At 61.7% G+C, this 20,543-nt stretch carries 19 protein-coding genes; 10 read left to right on the plus strand and 9 right to left on the minus strand.

All coding sequences use genetic code 11. From position 1 onward, the window contains the following. The first annotated feature begins 7 nt into the window (after window positions 1–7). Complete coding sequence (locus WA904_RS21510; RefSeq protein WP_425199162.1) at window positions 8–214, plus strand: DNA gyrase inhibitor YacG; 207 nt, start codon at window positions 8–10, stop codon at window positions 212–214. Window positions 215–583: 369 nt separating this feature from the next. Here WA904_RS21510 and grxD read toward each other — a convergent pair whose 3' ends face one another. From grxD to hemA, 4 genes are all read right to left on the minus strand, one after another. Further along, complete coding sequence (gene grxD / locus WA904_RS21515; protein ID WP_425199163.1) at window positions 584–904, minus strand: Grx4 family monothiol glutaredoxin; 321 nt, start codon at window positions 902–904, stop codon at window positions 584–586. 90 nt (window positions 905–994) lie between these two features. Then, complete coding sequence (prmC, locus tag WA904_RS21520; RefSeq protein ID WP_425199164.1) at window positions 995–1,864, minus strand: peptide chain release factor N(5)-glutamine methyltransferase; 870 nt, start codon at window positions 1,862–1,864, stop codon at window positions 995–997. A gap of 98 nt (window positions 1,865–1,962) precedes the next feature. Continuing rightward, window positions 1,963–3,081: a peptide chain release factor 1 gene (gene prfA / locus WA904_RS21525; protein ID WP_425199165.1), complete on the minus strand. Its 1,119-nt coding sequence runs from the start codon at window positions 3,079–3,081 to the stop codon at window positions 1,963–1,965. A gap of 97 nt (window positions 3,082–3,178) precedes the next feature. Beyond that, a complete protein-coding gene (gene hemA / locus WA904_RS21530; RefSeq protein ID WP_425199166.1) occupies window positions 3,179–4,459 on the minus strand; it encodes a glutamyl-tRNA reductase in 1,281 nt (426 codons plus the stop codon). 116 nt (window positions 4,460–4,575) lie between these two features. Here hemA and WA904_RS21535 point away from each other — a divergent pair, with 116 nt between their 5' ends. Beyond that, window positions 4,576–4,866: a hypothetical protein gene (locus WA904_RS21535; RefSeq protein ID WP_425199167.1), complete on the plus strand. Its 291-nt coding sequence runs from the start codon at window positions 4,576–4,578 to the stop codon at window positions 4,864–4,866. Between the two features lie 7 nt (window positions 4,867–4,873). Here WA904_RS21535 and ugpQ read toward each other — a convergent pair whose 3' ends face one another. From ugpQ to ugpB, 5 genes are all read right to left on the minus strand, one after another. Further along, window positions 4,874–5,611: a glycerophosphodiester phosphodiesterase gene (ugpQ, locus tag WA904_RS21540; protein ID WP_425199168.1), complete on the minus strand. Its 738-nt coding sequence runs from the start codon at window positions 5,609–5,611 to the stop codon at window positions 4,874–4,876. Then, a complete protein-coding gene (locus WA904_RS21545) occupies window positions 5,608–6,624 on the minus strand; it encodes a sn-glycerol-3-phosphate import ATP-binding protein UgpC (protein ID WP_425199169.1) in 1,017 nt (338 codons plus the stop codon). Before WA904_RS21545 ends, ugpQ begins: the two co-directional genes overlap by 4 nt. Window positions 6,625–6,732: 108 nt before the next feature. After that, a complete protein-coding gene (gene ugpE, locus WA904_RS21550) occupies window positions 6,733–7,584 on the minus strand; it encodes a sn-glycerol-3-phosphate ABC transporter permease UgpE (protein WP_425199170.1) in 852 nt (283 codons plus the stop codon). Between the two features lie 79 nt (window positions 7,585–7,663). Continuing rightward, window positions 7,664–8,551 (minus strand): sn-glycerol-3-phosphate ABC transporter permease UgpA, encoded by an 888-nt coding sequence (gene ugpA / locus WA904_RS21555; protein ID WP_425199171.1) that lies wholly within the window; start codon window positions 8,549–8,551, stop codon window positions 7,664–7,666. 113 nt (window positions 8,552–8,664) lie between these two features. Beyond that, window positions 8,665–9,975, minus strand: coding sequence for a sn-glycerol-3-phosphate ABC transporter substrate-binding protein UgpB (gene ugpB / locus WA904_RS21560; protein ID WP_425199172.1), 1,311 nt, complete (start codon window positions 9,973–9,975; stop codon window positions 8,665–8,667). Between the two features lie 204 nt (window positions 9,976–10,179). Between ugpB and WA904_RS21565 the strand changes: the two genes are divergently transcribed. The 8 genes from WA904_RS21565 to WA904_RS21600 form a co-directional block, all read left to right on the plus strand. After that, window positions 10,180–14,124: a DUF3683 domain-containing protein gene (locus WA904_RS21565; RefSeq protein ID WP_425199173.1), complete on the plus strand. Its 3,945-nt coding sequence runs from the start codon at window positions 10,180–10,182 to the stop codon at window positions 14,122–14,124. Window positions 14,125–14,143: 19 nt separating this feature from the next. Further along, complete coding sequence (locus WA904_RS21570) at window positions 14,144–14,557, plus strand: gamma-butyrobetaine hydroxylase-like domain-containing protein (protein ID WP_425199174.1); 414 nt, start codon at window positions 14,144–14,146, stop codon at window positions 14,555–14,557. Between the two features lie 159 nt (window positions 14,558–14,716). Then, complete coding sequence (ubiE, locus tag WA904_RS21575) at window positions 14,717–15,448, plus strand: bifunctional demethylmenaquinone methyltransferase/2-methoxy-6-polyprenyl-1,4-benzoquinol methylase UbiE (protein WP_425199175.1); 732 nt, start codon at window positions 14,717–14,719, stop codon at window positions 15,446–15,448. 23 nt (window positions 15,449–15,471) lie between these two features. Beyond that, window positions 15,472–16,416: a Tim44 domain-containing protein gene (locus WA904_RS21580; protein WP_425199176.1), complete on the plus strand. Its 945-nt coding sequence runs from the start codon at window positions 15,472–15,474 to the stop codon at window positions 16,414–16,416. Window positions 16,417–16,555: 139 nt separating this feature from the next. Then, the gene (locus tag WA904_RS21585; RefSeq protein WP_425199177.1) at window positions 16,556–17,134 is read left to right on the plus strand and encodes a hypothetical protein; all 579 of its coding nucleotides are present in this window, start codon (window positions 16,556–16,558) and stop codon (window positions 17,132–17,134) included. After that, the gene (ubiB, locus tag WA904_RS21590; RefSeq protein WP_425199178.1) at window positions 17,131–18,684 is read left to right on the plus strand and encodes a ubiquinone biosynthesis regulatory protein kinase UbiB; all 1,554 of its coding nucleotides are present in this window, start codon (window positions 17,131–17,133) and stop codon (window positions 18,682–18,684) included. Before WA904_RS21585 ends, ubiB begins: the two co-directional genes overlap by 4 nt. A 45-nt stretch (window positions 18,685–18,729) precedes the next feature. After that, window positions 18,730–20,175: a sodium:solute symporter family protein gene (locus tag WA904_RS21595; protein WP_425199179.1), complete on the plus strand. Its 1,446-nt coding sequence runs from the start codon at window positions 18,730–18,732 to the stop codon at window positions 20,173–20,175. A gap of 135 nt (window positions 20,176–20,310) precedes the next feature. Continuing rightward, the coding region (locus WA904_RS21600) for an FmdB family zinc ribbon protein (RefSeq protein WP_425199180.1) at window positions 20,311–20,543 on the plus strand (233 nt) is incomplete at its 3' end.

Consider the following 20,543-nt stretch of genomic DNA (forward strand, 5'->3'; position numbering starts at 1 on the left):
TTTGACGATGAATCGAGATTTTCCCAAGCCCCAAACCGTGGTCTGCCCCACCTGTGGCGGCCCCAGCATGTATGCACCAGAAAACCGGTTCAGGCCTTTTTGCAGCGAGCGCTGCAAAAACGTTGATCTAGGCGCCTGGGCCAGCGAAAGCTTCCGGATGCCGGCCGATGCACCGCCGGATGACCAAGTCTACGGCGATGCGAAGTTGCAGTAGAAACCTGCCATTGTGTAAAACGAAGCGGCGATTGAACGCCGGTCAACAGGGGGAAAAAAATGGATCAGCCATCTTTTGCACGCCGCACGGCGTGCCGTGCTGGCAGTGATTTACATGCTTGGCATGGCAGGTAGCCAGGCCCTGGCCGCCGCGAAAAAGGAAAAAGCCAAAAAAGCGGTAGCCACGCAGCCTGGCAAAAGTGCTAAGTTCATTCCCGGGTCGCAGGAAAGCGCCAAAGAGCGCTCAACGCGGCTCAAGCGCGAATGCAAGGGCCGGATCAATGCCGGGGCGTGCGAAGGTTATACCCAGTAGGGTAGTTCGCCATGAAGTAAACCATTGCCTGCCCCCGATGGGCAGGTGAACGGGCGCTTATTCTGCTGGGGTGCCGAGTACCTGCTGCAACTCGCCGTTCTCGTACATTTCCATCATGATGTCCGAGCCACCGACGAACTCCCCTTTGACATAGAGCTGGGGAATGGTGGGCCAGTTGCTGTATTCCTTGATGCCCTGGCGGATTTCTTCGTCTTCGAGCACGTTCACGGTTGCAGGCTTGTTCACGCCGCAGGCTTTGAGCACCTGGATGGCGCGGCCGGAAAAACCGCACATGGGAAACTGGGCGGTGCCTTTCATGAAAAGCACGACCTCGCTGGATTTGACAATCTGGTCAATGCGCTGCTGGGTATCGTTCATTTCAGGTCCTTAGGTGGGGCACGGAGCAGCCGGGAAAAACCGGCTTGTGCAAAGGTAAGTGGATTTCAAAAACGGAAAATCAATAGCCGATTATCCAGCCGTTTGCCGGCGGCTGCCTGCAGGGCCAGGCCAACGCCCTCCCGAACAGCGGGCAATGCCGGCCAGGTCGTTCCGGCTTTGCACCTCGGTGAAGCCGCGCTGCACAAGCAGCTCGCACACGGCGAAGGCCTGATCGTAGCCATGCTCGAGCAGCAGCCAGCCTTGTGGATGCAGATGTCCGGGTGCCTGCGCGATGATCTGGCGCAGATCGTTCAGGCCGTCCTCTCCGGCCGTCAGTGCCTGCAGTGGCTCATGGTGCAGGGCGGCGAGATGCTCATCGACACTCCCCACATAAGGCGGATTGCTGACAATCAGGTGAAAGTGGCCACTTACATTTTCAAACCAATCCCCTTGGATGAAGCTAACAGGTAGCTGGTGCGTCATCGCGTTGGCAGCAGCCACAGCCAAGGCGTCACTGCTGGCATCCACCGCTGTCACGTCCAGCGCGGGGAGGGTTTTTTTCAGCGCCAAGGCAATGGCACCGCTGCCCGTGCCCAGGTCGAGCACCCGGGTGGAGGCCGGAAAGTTCGCTCCGGCCAATTGCTCCAGAGCCCATTCCACCAGAGTTTCCGTGTCCGGACGCGGCACCAGCACCCGCGAGTCCACCTGTAGCCGGAGGCCAAAAAACTCCTTGCTGCCGACCAGGTAGGCTAGCGGCTCGCCCTGGGCACGGCGCTGGCTCAGGCGCTCGAACAGCTGTGCCACCTCGTCCGTCAGGACATCGGTGTCGTGTGCCAGCAACCAGGCCCGGTCAGTGTCGGGTTTGCCCAGCGCGTGCAGCAGCAACAGCTGGGCGTCCAGCCGCTCCAGTCCCATGGCACGGGCGGCAGACAGGGCCTGTGCACAGGTGACGGCGGTCAAGGGCGGATTCCCGAAGTCATAGAGTTACTATGTATTTGATAGCTGGTGACGCGCGTCCATAAAGGGCTGGAGGCCAATTTCGTTCATAAAACTTCTTTTCAGCCGTTCGAAGCTGTTTCCAGTTCCGCCAGCAGTTCGGCGCCGCGCGCCACCTGCAGGGCGGTGACCACGTCATCCAGATCACCCTCCATGATGGTCAGCAGCTTGTACAGGGTCAGGTTGATGCGGTGGTCGGTCAGCCGCCCCTGGGGGAAGTTGTAGGTGCGTATCCGGTCGCTTCGGTCGCCACTTCCGATCAGCCCCTTGCGCATGGCGGCATCCTTGGCCGCGCGCTCGGAGCGGTCTTTTTCATGAATGCGCGCCGTCAGCACCTTGAGCGCCTGAGCCTTGTTGCTGTGCTGGCTGCGGCCTTCCTGGCATTCGGCCACGATACCGGTGGGCAGGTGGGTGATGCGCACCGCCGAGTCGGTCTTGTTGATATGCTGGCCGCCGGCGCCGCTGGCCCGGTAGGTGTCGATGCGCAGGTCGGCCGGGTTGATCTGGATGGCCACCGCCTCGTCGGGTTCGGGCAGTACGGCCACGGTGCAGGCGCTGGTGTGGATGCGGCCCTGGGTTTCCGTAGCGGGCACGCGTTGCACGCGATGGCCGCCCGATTCGAAACGCAGCTTGCCGTAAACACCCACACCCAGCGCGTCAGTCGGACCCTCGATGCGCAGCACCACCTCCTTGTAGCCGCCCAGTTCGCTGGCCGATTCGCTGATGATTTCGGTGCGCCAGCCCTTGCGCTCGGCATAACGCGTGTACATGCGAAACAGGTCCCCCGCAAACAGGGCCGATTCGTCACCCCCCGTGCCGGCGCGGATTTCGATGAACGCAGGACGTGCATCGTCCGGGTCCCTGGGAATCAGCATCAGCTGCAGGGCTTCGTCGAGCCGGGTGATGTCGGCCCGGGCTGCCTCGATTTCTTCTTCGGCCATGGCGGCCATCTCGGGATCGTCCCTGGCCTCCGCCAGCATGGCCTGGGCGCTGGCCAGGTCAGCCTCGCGGGCCGTCAGCTGCTGGTACTGGGTGACCACAATGCTGGCTTCTGCATGTTCGCGCGTCAGGTTGCGAAAGCGCTCCATGTTGCTGACCACGTCGGCGGCCGACAGCAGGGCGTCGAGCTCGTGCAGGCGGAAAATCTGGCGGTCGAGGGTCTGGCGGAGAAAGGGTTTCATGGAAGGCCGGGAGCAAAAACATTCAGGAGACAGGCAGCCGGTGACTCGGCCCCGCGTTCAGCCCGACGCGCGGGCCGTGGTTCGCGCGCAAGTGGCGCTAACGCTCTTTCTGTTCCTGGGGCAGGTTGCCGCGCAGGAAAAGCCTTGAAACGGTCTGCGCGGTTGCCTCGCGGTTGTCCGCGTTGCCGGCGTGCAATTCGGCCAATGCGCCGTGCAGCATTTTCTGCGTCAGCCCACGCGACAGCGCCTCGAGAACGGTCTCCACGGATTCGCCCCTGGCCAGCAGCTTCCTGGCGCGGGCAATTTCTGTGGCGCGCCATTCGTCGGTCTGGGCATTGAGCTGCTGGATCAGCGGCACACTGCGCCGTTGATCCAGCCAGTGCATGAAGTTCTGCACCCCCGCATCAATGATGACTTCAGCCTGCGCAACGGCCGCCTGCCGGCTGTCCTTGCCGGTCTGCACTACGTGCGCCAAGTCATCCACGGTGTAGAGGTAGATATCGGACAGCTCCCTGACCTCCGGCTCAATGTCGCGCGGCACGGCCAGGTCGACCATGAACATCGGACGGTGTTTGCGCAGCTTGACCGCGCGCTCGACCGCGCCCAGGCCGATGATGGGCAGGGTGCTGGCAGTGCAGCTGATCACCGCATCGAATTCATGCAGCCGGCTGGGCAGGTCGGCCAGGCGCATGACCTCAGCGCCGAAGCGGCCGGCCAGCTTTTCGCCGCGCTCCAGCGTGCGGTTGGCCACCGTCATGGCCTTCGGATTTTTGGCGGCAAAGTGGGTGGCCGCCAGGTCGATCATTTCGCCTGCGCCGACAAACAGCACCTTGATGTTGCTCAAATCTTCAAACAGCTGCCCCGCCAGCCGCACTGATGCCGCCGCCAGGCTGATGCTGTGCGCGCCGATCTCGGTGCTGGTGCGGACTTCCTTGGCGACCGCGAAGGAGCGCTGGAACAGCTGGTGCAGCGTCGTACCCATGGCGCCCGCGTCTTCAGCGGCGCGCACCGCGTCCTTCATCTGGCCGAGGATCTGCGGTTCACCCAGCACCATGGAGTCGAGCCCGCTGGCGACGCGAAAGGCGTGACGTGCCGCCTGGTCGTTTTCAAGGGTGTAGGCATGGGAACGCAACAGAGCGGGCGAGACGCCGCCACGGTGCGCCAGCCATTCCATGGTGTGGTCCAGCTCGGATCTGCCGCCGGCACAATAGATCTCGGTGCGGTTGCAGGTGGACAGCAGCGTGGCTTCGGGCCGGCGCGCCAGCGATTCCCGCAAGCCCCTCAAGGTCGGCTCGATCTGGTCGATGGCGAACGCAAACCGCCCGCGCAAATCGAGCGGTGCGGTGGTATGGTTGATCCCCAGAGTCCAGACTGACATGGCCAGATTATAAAATTGAAGGCCGGGAGAGGTCCCGACATTCTTTCAATCCCCTTGATAAAGGGCAAGTCGCCAGTTCATGATCACTTTGACGCCATTTCCTCACTCCCGCTGCCATGACCGCACTCAACCTGACCAACCAGCTGCTCAATTTCATGGCACCGGCGGCCTTTGTTGCGGTGCTGGTGGTGCTGGGGACCCGGCTCCTCGCCCTGTTGTTCAGGTCAAAAAGGCCAGTAGCCCTTTCTGCATGGGCGCAGATAGCTATTGTTTTTGTAGTATCCCTGCTGGTACTTGTCGCCGGGCTGGCGGTGTTTGGCCGCGACGGCAAGATGGCGAGTTATGTCCTGCTTGCCTTCGGCGCGGCAAGCTGCCAGTGGGTCGTGCTGCGCGGCTGGCAAGCCTGAGCCGGTATCAGCTTTCGGGTGGGAAAAGATCGATGCGGTCGGTGATGATGCCGTCGGTGCCCAGATCGAGCAGGCGTTGGGCCGCCCACTCGTCGTTGACGGTGTAACTCAGGCAGCGAAAGCCGGCGCTTTTGGCCTGCAACACGCTGGAGCTGTCCCACAGGGCGTGGTTGCAGACCAGCGCGGCGCAATCGAGTGTCAACGCCGTTTCCAGCCAGCCTTTCCACAAACTGTCCAGCAGCAGGCCGCGCGACAGTTGTGGTTGCGCGGCTTTTGCAGCTTCCAGCGCATCGGGTTGAAAAGAAGTCAGCAGCGGCGGCACGGCGGCGCCTTCCCACAGACGGGCTGCGGCGTTGGCAACCACGGTACCGGTTTGCGCCTCCAGGCCGGGGGTGGGCTTGATCTCGATATTCAGGAAATACCCGTTGCGCAGGCAATAACGTGCCACGTTGTCCAGGCTGGCCAGCGGCTCGCCGGCATAAGTGCGCGAATGCCAGCTGCCGGCATCCAGCAACGACAACCTTTCCCAAGGCTGGTCACCGCCCGTGCCGTGGCCGCTGGTGGTGCGCTCCAGCGTTGCGTCGTGCATCAGGAAAGGCACGGCATCGGCGCTCAGCTTCACATCGCATTCGAACATGCGGTAGCCGTGGCTGGCGCCAAGGCGGAATGCCGCCAATGTGTTTTCAGGCGCGAGCCTGCCTGCACCGCGGTGGGCAACCCAGCGCGGATAGGGCCAGTCCGTCAAAGCCTTTTTCCTGTTTCGGCGTCAAACCAGTGCAGCCTGTCCGCGCGCGGCGCGACGTGAATGGTCGTGCCAATTTCTGGTGTGGCCTGGGTTTCATCGGTACGCACAATCAGGAATTCATCGCCGAAACGGCAATACAGCAGGCGTTCCGCCCCCAGCATTTCCATGGTGTCCACCTGCACCGTCCAGCCGGTGCTGCCGATCTGCAGATGCTCGGGACGAATGCCGAGAACGGCGCCGGGCCGGCCGCCGAAATCGGCGTTGGGCGCATGGTTGAGCAGGTTCATGGGCGGCGAGCCCATGAAGCTCGCCACAAACGTGGTGGCCGGGCGGTTGTAGACCTCTTCAGGCGTGCCGAACTGCTCCATGCGGCCGGCGTTCATGACAATCATGCGCTGCGCCAGGGTCATGGCTTCGACCTGATCGTGAGTGACGAACAGAGAGGTGATGCCGAGTTCGCGGTGCAGCTTCTGGATTTCCAGCCGGGTCTGCACGCGCAGCTTGGCGTCGAGGTTGGACAACGGTTCGTCGAAGAGAAACACTTGCGGTTGGCGTACGATGGCGCGGCCCATGGCCACGCGCTGGCGCTGGCCGCCCGAGAGCTGGCGCGGCTTGCGGTCGAGCAGATGGCCCAGCTCGAGAATCTTTGCAGCCTTGTCAACTCGGGTCTTGATTTCGTCGATGGGTACTTTCTTGATCTTCAGTCCGTAAGCCATGTTGTCAAACACGCTCATGTGCGGGTAAAGCGCGTAGTTCTGGAACACCATGGCAATGTCGCGTTCGGCCGGCTCCAGTTCGTTGACGATACGCCCGCCGATGGAAATTTCGCCGCCGGTGATTTCTTCCAGGCCGGCCACCATGCGCAGCAGGGTGGACTTGCCGCAGCCCGACGGCCCGACGATCACAATGAATTCGCGGTCGGCGATATCTGCATTGACGCCATGGATGACCTGTAGCGCATGTTTTCCGGTGCCGTAATGCTTGACGACGTCTTTGAGTTGGATTGAAGCCATTGAGACAACCTACGTTGGATTTAATTCAAGCGGACGACGCGGATCCGGCTTTGCCGGGCTGCTGGCGTCGCCCCTGAGGGGAGGCGCCGAAGGCGCTTGGTGGGAGGGTCATTTTTCGGTATCCACCAGGCCTTTGACAAACCAGCGCTGCATCAGGATGACCACCAATGCGGGCGGAATCATGGCCAGTACGGCGGTGGCCATCACAATGTTCCAGTCGGTTGCGGCGTCACCGCCGCTGATCATCCGTTTGATGCCGATCACGACCGGGTACATGGTCTCGTTGGTTGTCACGAGCAGGGGCCAGAGGTACTGGTTCCATCCGTAGATGAACTGGATCACAAACAGTGCCGCAATGCAGGTGGATGACAGCGGTGCCAGGACATCAATGAAAAAGCGCATCGGCCCGGCCCCGTCGATACGCGCAGCTTCGACCAGCTCGTCCGGAACGGTGAGGAAAAACTGCCGAAAAAGAAAGGTGGCCGTTGCTGACGCGATCAACGGCACCGTGAGTCCGGCGTAGGTATTCAACATGCCCAGATTCGCCACGACGGCGTAGGTCGGACCGATACGCACTTCGACCGGAAGCATCAGCGTGACAAAAATGGCCCAGAAGAAGAACATCCGGAAAGGGAAGCGAAAGTAGACGATCGCGAAGGCCGAGAGCAGCGAGATGGCAATTTTTCCAACGGCAATCACCAGTGCAGTGATCAGGCTGACCATCATCATCCGCCCCACCGGCGCATTCGAGGCCGCGCCCATGCCCGTTCCCTGCAGCGCGGCTGTGTAGTTTTCGACGAGGTGTTTGCCCGGCAGCAGTGACATCGGCGCCTGCAAAATCTCGGACGCGGTCTGTGTCGAAGCGACGAAGGTCACGTAAAGCGGAAATGCGACCACCAGCACGCCGATGATCAGCACCAGATGGGAAAGGACCCGCAAATAAGGGTTGCGTTCAACCATCAGCGACCGCCCGTCTGTCCGAAGGGCTCAGAACACGCGCCCGGGGCGCAGTGAACAGGGTGAACGTGGGGGACAAGCATCAGTACTGCACTTTCTTCTCGACGAACCGGAACTGGACGATGGTCAAGGCGATCACGATCACCATGAGCACCACGGACTGTGCGGCAGAGCCACCCAGGTCGAGCGCCTTGAAACCGTCGTAGTAGACCTTGTAAACCAGGATGGCTGTGTCCCTGCCGGGCCCGCCTTCGGTGGCGGCATCCACAATCGCGAACGTGTCGAAGAAGGCGTAGACCACGTTGATCACGAACAGGAAGAACGTGGTGGGCGACAGCAGCGGAAACTGGATCGTCCAGAAGCGGCGCCATGGCCCCGCGCCGTCAATGGCGGCGGCTTCGACCAGGGATTTCGGAATGCTTTGCAACCCGGCCAGGAAAAACAGGAAGTTGTAGGAAATCTGCTTCCAGACCGCGGCGATGACGATCAGGGTCATCGCGTGGGTGCTGTTCAGCAGGTGGTTCCAGTCCAGGCCCAAACCTCGAAGAGCGTAAGAAACAATGCCGATGGATGGTGCGAACATGAAGAGCCACAACACACCTGCCACAGCCGGTGCCACCGCATAGGGCCAGATCAGCAGGGTGCGATAAACCAGAGCGCCCTTGACAACGCGGTCGGCAAACACCGCAAGCAGCAATGACAAGCCGATGCCGAGCCCTGCGACCAACACCGAGAAGACAGCGGTGATCTTGAAAGAGGCCAGGTAGGAGTCGTCGTTGAGCAGGTTTTTAAAGTTCTGCAGCCCGACCCATTCCGTGGACAGACCAAATGCATCGGTCTGTTGAAATGACTGGAGCAATGCCTGCGCAGCAGGCCAGAAAAAGAAAATGGCAATCACGGCCGCCTGAGGAGCAAGAAGCACCCAGGGCAGCCATGCAGAGCGAAATACGACGCGTTTTTCAGAAGCCACGGTGTTCAGTCAGAATCGCCCCGCGCGTGAAAAACGGGCGAGGCGAGAGAAGGGAGTCGGCCCCCAAGGGGGCCGCGCGGGTTCCGCCCGCGCACGGCGAGTTTAAACCAGCGTTATTTGTTCGCGTTCTGGAACCGGACCAATTGCTCATTGCCCCGGCTGACAATGGCGTCAAGGGCTTCTTTGGCCGTCTTCTTGCCGGCCCAGACCTGCTCGAGTTCTTCGTCCTCGATGGCGCGAACCTGAATGAAGTTGCCCAGGCGTATGCCCCGTGACTTGTCCGTGGTTTTTCGGATCATCTGGTTGACAGCCACGTCGGTGCCCGGATTCTGCTTGTAGAAGCCGGATTTTTCGGTCAGCTCGAACGAGGCCAGCGTGATGGGCAGGTAACCGGTGCGCTGATGGCTCTTGGCCTGGATTTCCGCATTGGTCAGGTAATTGAAGAAATTGGCCACGCCCTTGTATTCGGCTGGCTTCTTGCCGCCCATGACCCACAGCGAGGCGCCGCCGATCACGGTATTTTGCGGTGCGCCGGCGACGTCGGGATAGTACGGCAGCGGGGCGATGCCAAAGTCAAACTTGGCGTTTTTCTTGATGCTGGCGTAGGTCGACGACGATGCCGTCGCCATGGCACATTCACCCGAGTAAAAAGGTGCGTCGGCCTTGTTGCCGCGTCCACGGTAGACAAACAAGCCCTGTTTGGCCATGTTGGACAGGTTCTCGATGTGGCGCACATGCAGGGGGCTGTTCACGGCCAGCCGGGCGCCGGTGCCGCCAAAGCCGTTGTTCAGCGTCGCAAACAGCGTGTTGTGCCAGGTGGAAAAGCTCTCAAGCTGGGTCCAGCCCTGCCAGCTGGTGGTCAGGGGGCAGCTGACGCCTGAAGCCTTCAATTTTGCTGCAGCCAGAACGACCTCGGGCCACGTCGCTGGCGGCTTGTTGGGGTCCAGGCCCGCCTTGCGGAACATGTCCTTGTTGTAATTGAAAACTGTTGTCGAGCTGTTCAGCGGAAAACTCAGCATCTGGCCGTTGGGCGCTGTGTAGTAACCCACCACCGCCGGAATATAGGCTTTGGGATCGAACTTGTAGCCGGCGTCGGCAAGGACTTTGCCTACCGGCACTACCGCGCCCTTGGCGGCCATCATGGTGGCCGTGCCAACTTCAAACACCTGCAGAATGTGTGGAGCGTTTCCGGCGCGGAAGGCGGCTACGGCCGCCGGCATGGTTTCATCGTAGGTTCCCTTGTAGGTGGGAACAACCTTGTACTCCTTCTGGCTGGCGTTGAAGCCGTTGGCCAGATCGATCACCCAGTCGTTCAGCCCCCCGGTCATCGAGTGCCACCACTGAATTTCGGTTTGCGCATGGCTGGTGACAGGCGCAACAAGCGCGCAAGCAGCCAAAGTGATCGCGGTCAAGCATTTTTTCATTACAACTCCTGGATGAAACGGTTCATTCACACAACAAACCGTCTAGTCTATAAATAATTTGTGACACTTCGATTTAAGCGACTAGCCACAGCCTTCACAAGCGGGTTTCCACGAGGGGGCCCCAAGCCGTCCTGAATGAATGTTGCGCTGCGGTAACATAGGGCTACCGCGCCGGACAGACGCCTGCAACCCCGGCTTTTCACGATGAACGCTCCTGATTCCCTCCAAAAAATAAACGTTTTTGCCGATGAGGCGAAAGCAGGCGAAGCCCGCATTCGCGAGATTCCCTACAACTACACCTCGTTTTCCGACCGCGAGGTTGTGATCCGCCTGCTGGGCGCGCGTGCTTGGGATTTGCTGAACCTGCTGCGAGATGAACGCCGCACCGGCCGATCGGCCCGCATGTTGTACGAAGTCCTGGGCGATATCTGGGTAGTGCAACGCAACCCCTATTTACAGGACGACCTGCTGGACAACCCGAAGCGCCGCCGCATGCTGGTCGAGGCCCTGCAGCACCGCCTGGGTGAGGTCGAAAAACGCCGCACACCCGAACAGGACACCCAGCGCGACGCCATCGTGGTCGAACTGCTGGATGCCGCCAAGGGCGCCGTTGCCCAGTTCGCCACCTCCTTCGAAAACATGTACGACCTGCGCCGCCTGACCGCGCGCAAGCTGGGCAAGTTCACCCTCAAGGACAACATCAAGTTTGATGGCCTGGCGCGTGTCTCGCATGTGACCGATGCCACCGACTGGCGCGTTGAATACCCGTTTGTGGTGCTGACACCCGACACCGAGGTCGAGATGGCCGGCCTGGTCAAGGGCTGTATTGAGCTCGGGCTGACCATCATTCCGCGTGGCGGCGGCACCGGCTACACCGGCGGCGCGATTCCATTGAGCTGGAAGTCGGCTGTCATCAACACCGAAAAACTCGAAGCCATGACCGAGGTCGAGCAGGTCGCGCTGCCCGGGCTGGACCAGCCCGTGGCCACCGTCTGGACCGAGGCCGGCGTGGTCACGCAGCGCGTGGCCGATGCGGCCGAACGTGGTGGTTATGTTTTTGCGGTCGACCCGACCTCGGCCGAAGCTTCGTGCATAGGCGGCAACATCGCGATGAATGCCGGCGGCAAGAAAGCCGTGCTCTGGGGCACGGCGCTGGACAACCTGGCTTCCTGGCGCATGGTGACGCCCGAGGCGCAGTGGCTGGAAGTCACGCGCCTGAACCACAACCTCGGCAAGATCCACGACGCCGAGATGGCCAGCTTCGAGCTCAAGTATTTCGAAGCGGACGGCAAGACGCCGGTGCGCACCGAGCGCCTGGACATCCCCGGCAAGACCTTCCGCAAGGAAGGTCTGGGCAAGGACGTCACCGACAAGTTCCTCAGCGGCCTGCCCGGGATCCAGAAGGAAGGCTGCGACGGCATGATCACCAGCGCGCGCTGGATCGTGCACCGCATGCCGGCGCATACGCGGACGGTCTGCCTGGAGTTTTTCGGCAACGCGAAGGACGCCGTCCCCAGCATCGTCGAGATCAAGGACTTCATGTTCGCCGAGCAAAAGCGCGGCGGCGCCATCCTCGCCGGCCTCGAGCACCTCGACGACCGCTACCTGAAAGCGGTCGGTTATGCGACCAAGTCCAGGACCCACGGCGGCCTGCCGAAAATGGTGCTGTTTGGCGATATCGCCGGTGACGACGCCGACGTGGTGGCGCGTGCGACTTCCGAAGTCGTGCGCATCGCCAATTCGCGCCGCGGCGAGGGTTTCATCGCCATCAGCCCGGACGCACGCAAGAAATTCTGGCTGGACCGCAAGCGGACGGCCGCCATTTCGCGCCACACCAACGCCTTCAAGATCAACGAAGACGTGGTGATTCCGCTGCCGCGCATGGCCGAGTACACCGACGGCATCGAACGCATCAACATTGAGCTGAGCCTGGCCAACAAGGTCAGGCTGTGCGACACGCTGGAAGCTTTTTTCCTCAAGGGCCATTTGCCCCTGGGCAAGTCGGACGATGCCGGAGAAATCCCCTCGGCCGAGCTGCTGGAAGACCGCGTCGGCCAGGCACTGGCGCTGGTTGCCGAAGTCCGCGCCTTGTGGTCCGGCTGGCTGCGTGATATCGATACCCTGTTCCCGCAGTTGCAGGACCACTCGTTGCGCGCCAGCTGGAAAACCCAGCTTCGCGCTCCGCTGCAGGCCATTTTTTCCGGTGCTGCTTTTGCGCCGATCCTCGAGCAGTGCACGGCTCTCCACAAACAGGTGCTCAAGGGCCGCGTCTGGGCGGCGCTGCACATGCATGCCGGCGACGGCAATGTGCACACCAACCTGCCGGTCAACAGCGACGACTACGAGATGCTGCAGACCGCCCACCATGCGGTGGCCCGTATCATGGTGCTGGCGCGCTCGCTGGACGGCGTGATCTCCGGCGAACACGGCATCGGCATCACCAAGCTGGAGTTTTTGACCGACGCGGAACTGCAGCCTTTTGCCGATTACAAGGGCAGGGTGGACCCCGAAGGGCGTTTCAATAAGGGCAAATTGCTACGAAATCAGGAGCTTCTTGCGCCCGCCAGTATTGGGCTGGAGGCCAAAAAAACTTACAAAATGGGCATGGACGAGGCTTTGTTTGCTGACCTCACGAACGCCTACACCCCCAGCTTCGGCCTGATGGGCCACGAGTCGCTGATCATGCAGCAGTCCGACATCGGCGCGATTGCCGACAGTGTCAAGGACTGCCTGCGCTGCGGCAAATGCAAACCGGTGTGCGCCACCCATGTGCCGCGCGCCAACCTGCTGTACAGCCCGCGCAACAAGATCCTGGCGACCTCGCTGCTGGTGGAAGCCTTTCTGTACGAAGAGCAGACGCGGCGCGGCATCAGCATCAAACATTGGGAAGAGTTCGAGGACGTGGCCGACCACTGCACGGTGTGCCACAAGTGCCTGAGCCCGTGTCCGGTGGACATCGACTTCGGCGAGGTGTCCATGAACATGCGCAACCTGCTGCGCAAGATGGGGCAGAAAACCTTCCGGCCTGGCAATGCGGCGGCCATGTTTTTCCTCAACGCCACCAGCCCGCAGACCATCAAGTTCATGCGCAGCGCGATGGTGGACGTTGGCTTCAGGGCCCAGCGTGTTGCCAACGAACTGCTCAAGCGCCTGGCGCGCAAACAGACGGCCAGGCCGCGCGCGACCGTCGGCCCGGCGCCGGTCAAGGAGCAGGTGATCCACTTCATCAACAAGAAGATGCCGGGCGGCCTGCCCAAGAAAACCGCGCGCGCCCTGCTGGACATCGAGGACAAGGACTACGTTCCCATCATCCGCAATCCGGCCAGTACGACGGCTGAAACCGAGGCGGTGTTTTATTTCCCCGGTTGCGGCTCGGAGCGACTGTTTTCGCAGGTGGGCCTCGCCACCCAGGCCATGCTTTGGCACGCCGGCGTACAGACGGTGCTGCCGCCCGGGTATCTGTGCTGCGGCTACCCGCAAAAAGGCAGCGGCCAGTTCGACAAGGCCGAGAAAATCATCACCGACAACCGGGTGCTGTTCCATCGCGTCGCCAACACGCTGAACTACCTCGACATCAAGACCGTGGTGGTGAGCTGCGGCACCTGTTACGACCAGCTGCAGGGTTACGAGTTCGACAAGATTTTCCCGGGCTGTCGCATCATCGACATCCACGAGTACCTGCTGGAAAAAGGCATCACGCTGCGCACCGACCAGCCCGGTGCCGGCTACCTGTACCACGACCCCTGCCACAGCCCGATGAAGCTGCAGGAACCGATGAAAACCGTCAAGGCGCTGCTCGGCGACCAGGTGCTTAAGTCCGAGCGCTGCTGTGGCGAGTCGGGCACGCTGGGCGTGACCCGGCCCGACATTTCAACGCAGATCCGCTTTCGCAAGGAAGAAGAATTGCGCAAGGACGAAGCCAAGCTGCGCGCCAGCGGCGCCGTGGCCGAAACCGGCAATGTCAAGATCCTGACCAGCTGCCCGAGCTGCCTGCAGGGCCTGACCCGGTACGGCGACGACCTGCAGAATGGCTTGCTCGAGGCCGACTACATCGTGGTGGAAATGGCCAACCAGATCCTTGGCAAGGAATGGCTGCCGGCTTATGTCGATGCGGCCAACAACGGCGGCATCGAACGCGTGCTGGTCTGATTCACCGAAGGAAAAGTTCATGGCAGGCCTGACCCCCGACACCCCGACACCCACCGCGCTGACCGTGCACGCCCAGTCGCGGATGCTGGAAATTGCGTTTTCGGACGGCGCCGAGTTCAAAATCCCGTTTGAACTGATGCGGGTTTATTCACCCTCGGCCGAAGTCCAGGGGCATGGCCCGGGCCAGGAGGTGCTGCAGACCGGCAAGCGCGAGGTCAGCCTGGTGGAACTCGAACCCATCGGCAACTATGCGGTCAAGCCGGTGTTTTCGGACGGCCATGAAAGCGGCATTTTTTCCTGGGATTACCTTTACTTCCTCGGTTCCGAGCAGGCGCGCCTGTGGGCCGACTACCTGCAGCGCCTGGAAACTGCGGGCGCGCAGCGCGATGCGCCCATGGCCCCAGCTGGCGGGCATGGGTGCAGCAGCCACTGATGCTTGCTGCCATCAAGCCCCCGTTTGCTATCAACTTCATAGCTGCCCGCGCTCGGCCGTCCTGCGCAGGTGTTGTTTTTCGACATATATACAGGGCAATGCCCCAAGCAGGACAGGGTTGTCGCTTGAATTGCCGGCTTTCACCCCTAGCATAAGACCATGAGCAGCACCCATTTCGGATTTGAGTCGGTTGACGAGAAGGACAAGGCGCGCCGCGTGCGCAGCGTGTTTGATTCCGTCGCATCCAAGTACGACGTGATGAACGACCTCATGTCCATGGGCTTGCACCGCGCCTGGAAGGCCTACACCGTGATGGTGGCCGACGTGAAGGAAGGCCAGCAGGTGCTGGATATTGCCGGCGGCACCGGCGATCTGGCGCTGGCATTTGCGCCCAAGGTCGGCAGCACCGGGTGTGTTGTCCACACCGATATCAACGAGGCCATGCTGCGCGAAGGCCGCAACCGCATGCTCGACGCCGGCAGGATCTTGCCGACCACGGTGTGTGATGCCGAACATCTGCCGTTTGCCGACGCCAGCTTTGACCTGGTCACCGTGGCTTTTGGCTTGCGCAACATGACGCACAAGGACGAGGCCATCAAGGAGATGAACCGCGTGCTCAAGCCCGGCGGCAAGCTGCTGGTGCTGGAGTTCTCGAAAATCGCCAAGCCGCTGGAGAAGGTCTACGACTGGTATTCCTTCAATGTGCTGCCCAAGCTGGGCAAGCTGGTTGCCAATGATGACGCGAGTTACCGCTACCTGGCGGAGTCCATTCGCATGCACCCCGGGCAGGAAGAGCTAAAGGCCCTGATGCACAAAGGTGGTTTCGGCCATGTGGACTATCACAACCTCACCGGCGGTGTCGTGGCATTGCATGTTGGAATCAAGTGTTGAAGCAATTAATCAGAGGAGACGGTATGAAACTTTGGTCTGCGATTCTGGCGGCTGTCCTGGCCGCAACCATGCTCCTGGCTTATGCCCCTGCGGAGGCCAAACGCATGGGCGGCGGCGGTTCGATCGGGCGCCAGTCGTCCAATGTGACGCAGCGCCAGGCCACCCCGCCAGCAGCGCCGGCCAACACAGGGGCTGCTGCGGCAGCGCCCAGGAAGCCCTGGGGCGCGATGCTGGGCGGTCTGGCCGCGGGTCTGGGCCTGGCATGGCTGGCCTCTTCGCTCGGTCTGGGCGGCGCTTTCGGGCAGATCATCATGTTCGCCCTGCTGGCCATGCTGGTGATGGTGGTCGTCGGCTTCATCATGCGCAAACTCAAGGGCAACCAGGGCCAGGGTGCCACGCCTTACGCCATGCAGGGGGCAGGCAGTGCGACCGTGCCACGTGACTACAGCCCCCAAAATGTCGGCAACGATTCATCGGCCCGGCCCTGGGAGCGCAGCAGCATGGCCTTTGATGCCACCAAGGCCGGCACGGCGGCCGGCGGTTCCATGATCGGTTCCGCCCTGGGTGGTTCGCAGTCTTGGGGTGTGCCGGCCGGCTTCGACGCCGAGGGCTTCCTCAAGGCCTGCAAGGCCAACTTCGTGACTCTGCAGGACGCCTGGGACCGCTCGGACGTCAACAGCCTGCGCGCCATGATGACCGATGAAATGCTCGAGCAGATCAAGGCGCAGCTGGCCGATCGCGAATCGCATACCGGCGGTACGGCCAACAAGACCGACGTAGTGATGCTCGACGCCCAGTTGCTGGGCATCGAAGAGCTCAGTGACGTCTACATGGCCAGTGTGGAGTTTTCCGGCATGATCCGCGAAGACGCGTCGGCTGGCCCCAGCCCCTTCCGCGAAGTGTGGAACATGACCAAGCCGCGCAATGGCGGCGGCTGGCTCGTCGCCGGCGTCCAGGCGCTCCAGTAAGCGCGAGCGCAAGGCCCTGTTTTTTTCAAGCAGGGGCCGCGGGACTGGCTTTGCCAGACCGCAGGCGCAGCGGCCCCCTCGGGGGGCAGAGAGCTACACGCAGTGAGCGAACGTGGGGGCTCTATAGAATCGGGGACGTATGAACACCACGTCCCCTTTTTCTTTTCTGCAATCCCTCGCCACCCGTTTTCAGGCCCCGGCCTGGGTCGTGGATGAAGGACAGCAGAAGCTGGTCCTGTTCCTCAACCATGTGCTGATGCAGGAGAAAGAGGCACAAAACCGTCTCCTGCGAAAAAAAGGCAGTGTGGTGCATATCCGCTGGGGCGTGTTTGCGCTGGACTTGCTGATCACGCCGGCGGGGCTGGTGGACCGTGCGCCGTCCTCCGCCAAGCCCGACCTGTTGCTGGCTGTCGCCGCAGAGTCTCCTGACGTGGTGTTCCAGTCGGTGCTGGCCGGCAAGGCGCCCCCGGTCAAAATTGAAGGCGACGTGCAGCTCGCGGCTGAGCTGGGCTGGCTGGCTGACAATTTGCGATGGGATGTTGAAGAAGACCTGTCGCGCCTGATCGGCGACGTGCCGGCCCATACGCTGGCCGGCCTGACGCGCCAGGCGCTGGCGGGTTTGCGGCAGTTTCTCGCCCAGGCGCCGCGGCCGCCGTCCGCCGCAACGGTGCAATCTGGTGCGGCACCCATGGCGGAGCCGACGAAGGCTTCCTCATGAGTCGCCTCTTCAGGGGCGTTTTCATCGTCTGGACGGTGTTGCGCTTCGGCCTGGACGAGCTGGTGCTTTCGAGTTTCAGCAAACCCTGGATCAGGATGCTGACCCGCATCGTGTCGGTCGGCCGCAATCTGAAAGCGCCGCGCGGCGAACGCCTGCGTGAAGCCCTCGAAAGCCTGGGCCCGATTTTTGTCAAGTTTGGCCAGGTCATGTCGACCCGGCGCGACCTGCTGCCGCTGGATATTGCCAACGAGCTGGCCAGGCTTCAGGACCGCGTGCCACCCTTCGATCCGGATGTGGCCATGGCCATCATCGAAAAAGCCTTTGGCCGGCCGATCAGCCAGATTTTTGCCACTTTCGAGCGCGAGCCGGTGGCCAGCGCCTCGATTGCGCAGGTTCACTTTGCCACCCTGCCGGATGGTCGTGAGGTGGCGGTCAAGGTGCTTCGGCCCAACATGCTGCCGGCGATTGAAAAAGACCTGGCGCTGATGCACATGATGGCGGGCTGGGTCGAAGGCCTGTCGGCCGACGGCAAGCGCCTCAAGCCGCGTGAAGTGGTGGGCGAGTTTGACAAGTACCTGCACGATGAGCTCGATTTGCTGCGCGAGGCCGCCAATGCGGCCCAGCTGCGCCGCAACATGCAGAACCTCAATCTGGTGCTGATCCCGGAGATGATCTGGGACTTCTGCATGCCCGATGTGATGGTGATGCAGCGCATGTATGGCGTGCCCATCGGGCAGGTGCAGCGACTGCGCGACGCCGGCGTGGACATGAAAAAACTGGCGCGCGACGGCGTCACCATCTTTTTCACCCAGGTCTTCCGGGATGGCTTTTTCCATGCCGACATGCACCCGGGAAACATCCAGGTCAGCCTGGACCCCGCAACTTTTGGGCGCTACATCTCGCTGGACTTCGGTATTGTGGGCACGCTCACCGAGGTCGACAAGGAATACCTGGCGCAGAATTTCAGCGCGTTTTTCCAGCGTGACTACAAACGCGTCGCCGAGCTGCACATCGAATCGGGCTGGGTGCCATCCCATACCCGGGTGGACGAGCTTGAAGCCGCGATACGCGCCTGCTGCGAGCCCTACTTCGACCGGCCGCTCAAGGAGATTTCGCTCGGCATGGTGCTCATGCGCCTGTTCCAGACCTCGCGCCGTTTCCATGTGGAGATCCAGCCGCAGCTGGTGCTGCTGCAGAAAACCCTGCTCAACATTGAAGGCCTGGGCCGCGACCTCGATCCGGACCTGGATCTGTGGAGCACGGCCAAGCCTTTCCTGGAAACCTGGATGCTGGAGCAGGTGGGCCCGGAAAAACTGCTGGAACAACTCAAGGCCGAAGCTCCGACCTACGCCAAGCTGCTGCCCGGCCTGCCGCGGCTCCTGCAGCAGTACCTGAAAAACCAGGGCGGCGGAAACCGCCAGGAACTCCAGGAACTGCTGCAGGAGCAGCGGCGCACCAACAAGCTGCTGCAAAGCCTGATTTACGGCGGCCTGGGTTTTGCTTTAGGCTTGCTGGCCATGCAACTGGTGCTGCGGATCCGCCTTTTCTAACGGGCCGGAATCTGGTGATAATCACGCATTCTTGAGGAGGCTGCTGTGCTGTTAACCCTGGTTTTCGTTTATCTTCTGGTCACCATCGTCATCGGCCTGTATGCCGCCAGGCGGGTCAAGAACACCGCCGACTATGCGATCGCCGGGCGCAACCTGCCGCTGGTCATGATCGTGACGACCACCTTTGCTACCTGGTTCGGCTCCGAAACCGTACTGGGCATCCCCGCCAAGTTTGTCAGCAGCGGGCTCAACGGGGTGGTGGAAGACCCCTTCGGCGCGGGCACCTGCCTGATCCTGGTCGGCCTGTTTTTCGCCGGCAAGCTCTACAAGATGTCGCTGTTGACCATCAGCGACTACTACCGCGAGCGTTTTGGCCGCACCATCGAAGTGGCCTGCTCCATCATCATCATGATCAGTTACCTGGGCTGGGTGGCCGCCCAGGTCACGGCACTCGGGCTGGTCTTTCACCTCCTGTCCGGCGGCGCCATCAGCACGACGGCCGGCATGCTGATTGGCACGGCTTCGGTGCTGGCCTACACGCTGTTCGGCGGCATGTGGTCGGTCGCCGTGACAGACTTCATCCAGATGATTGTGCTGGTCGCGGGCCTGGCGGTGCTGGCCATTTTTGCCGGCAACCTGGCCGGCGGTGCCGACAAGGTGATTGCCCTGGCCACCAGCCAGGACCTGTTCAGATTCTGGCCGGAGCCGAATTTCAATGACATGGTGTTTTTCTTCGCCGCCACCATCACCATGATGTTCGGCTCCATTCCGCAGCAGGACGTGTTCCAGCGCGTGATGTCCGCCAACAGCCAGAGCGCGGCAACCAAAGGGCCGGTCATAGGCGGCATTTTCTACATCCTGTTTGCCTTTGTCCCGATGTTTCTGGTCGCCAGCGCACTGATCATCATGCCGGAGCAGACGGCCCTGCTGCTCAAGGAAGACCCGCAGAAAATCCTGCCTACGCTGGTGCTCGAAAAAATGCCCTTCATCATGCAGGTGCTGTTTTTTGGTGCCCTGCTGTCGGCCATCAAGTCCACCGCGTCCGCGACCCTGCTGGCACCCAGCGTGACCTTTGTGGAGAACATCTGGCGCCAGTTCAAGCCGCGGATGAGCGACAAGCATGAACTCAAGCTGATGCGGACCACGGTGCTGGTGTTCAGCGGTCTGGTGCTGGCTTATGCCATTTCCATGCAGGGCACCTCGATTTACGACATGGTGTCGGGTGCCTACCAGGTGCCCCTGGTCGGTGCGTTCATCCCGCTGGTGTTTGGCCTGTACTGGAAAAAAGCCAGCACCCAGGGTGCGATTTTTTCCGTGGTCTGCGGCATCGCAACCTGGCTGCTGTTCACCTTCAGCACCCTGGGCGAGCAGTTTCCGGCCCAGCTGGCCGGGGTATTGGCGGCCACGTTGGGCATGCTGGTGGGTTCGCTGACACCCCAGACCATCGAAAACAGCCGCGGTAGCCATCACCGCCTGAGCACCGAAGCCTGAGCGGCGCCGGCAAGCGGCCGGCGCGCGGCCAAATGCAAGCGCAGCCACCGGGCGCATGCCCGCGCCTATAATTGAAGGTTTTGCATCCTGTGCTCTCCGCAGGAGCAGACAGCCCCGACAAAACCTTCCAGCACCATGCCAATTTACGCCTACAAATGCGAGTCCTGCGGGCATTCCAAGGACGTTTTGCAAAAAATGTCCGATGCACCGCTGACCGACTGCCCCCAGTGCGGCGCGCCCGCTTTCAAGAAGCAGCTGACCGCGGCCGGTTTCCAGCTCAAGGGTTCGGGCTGGTATGTGACCGATTTCCGCGGGGGTGGCGGTGCCACTGCCGTCCCGCCGGTCAGCGGCGGCGAAGCGCCTGCCGC

This window comes from Polaromonas sp. (assembly GCF_049790275.1).
Classification (GTDB): domain Bacteria; phylum Pseudomonadota; class Gammaproteobacteria; order Burkholderiales; family Burkholderiaceae_C; genus Polaromonas.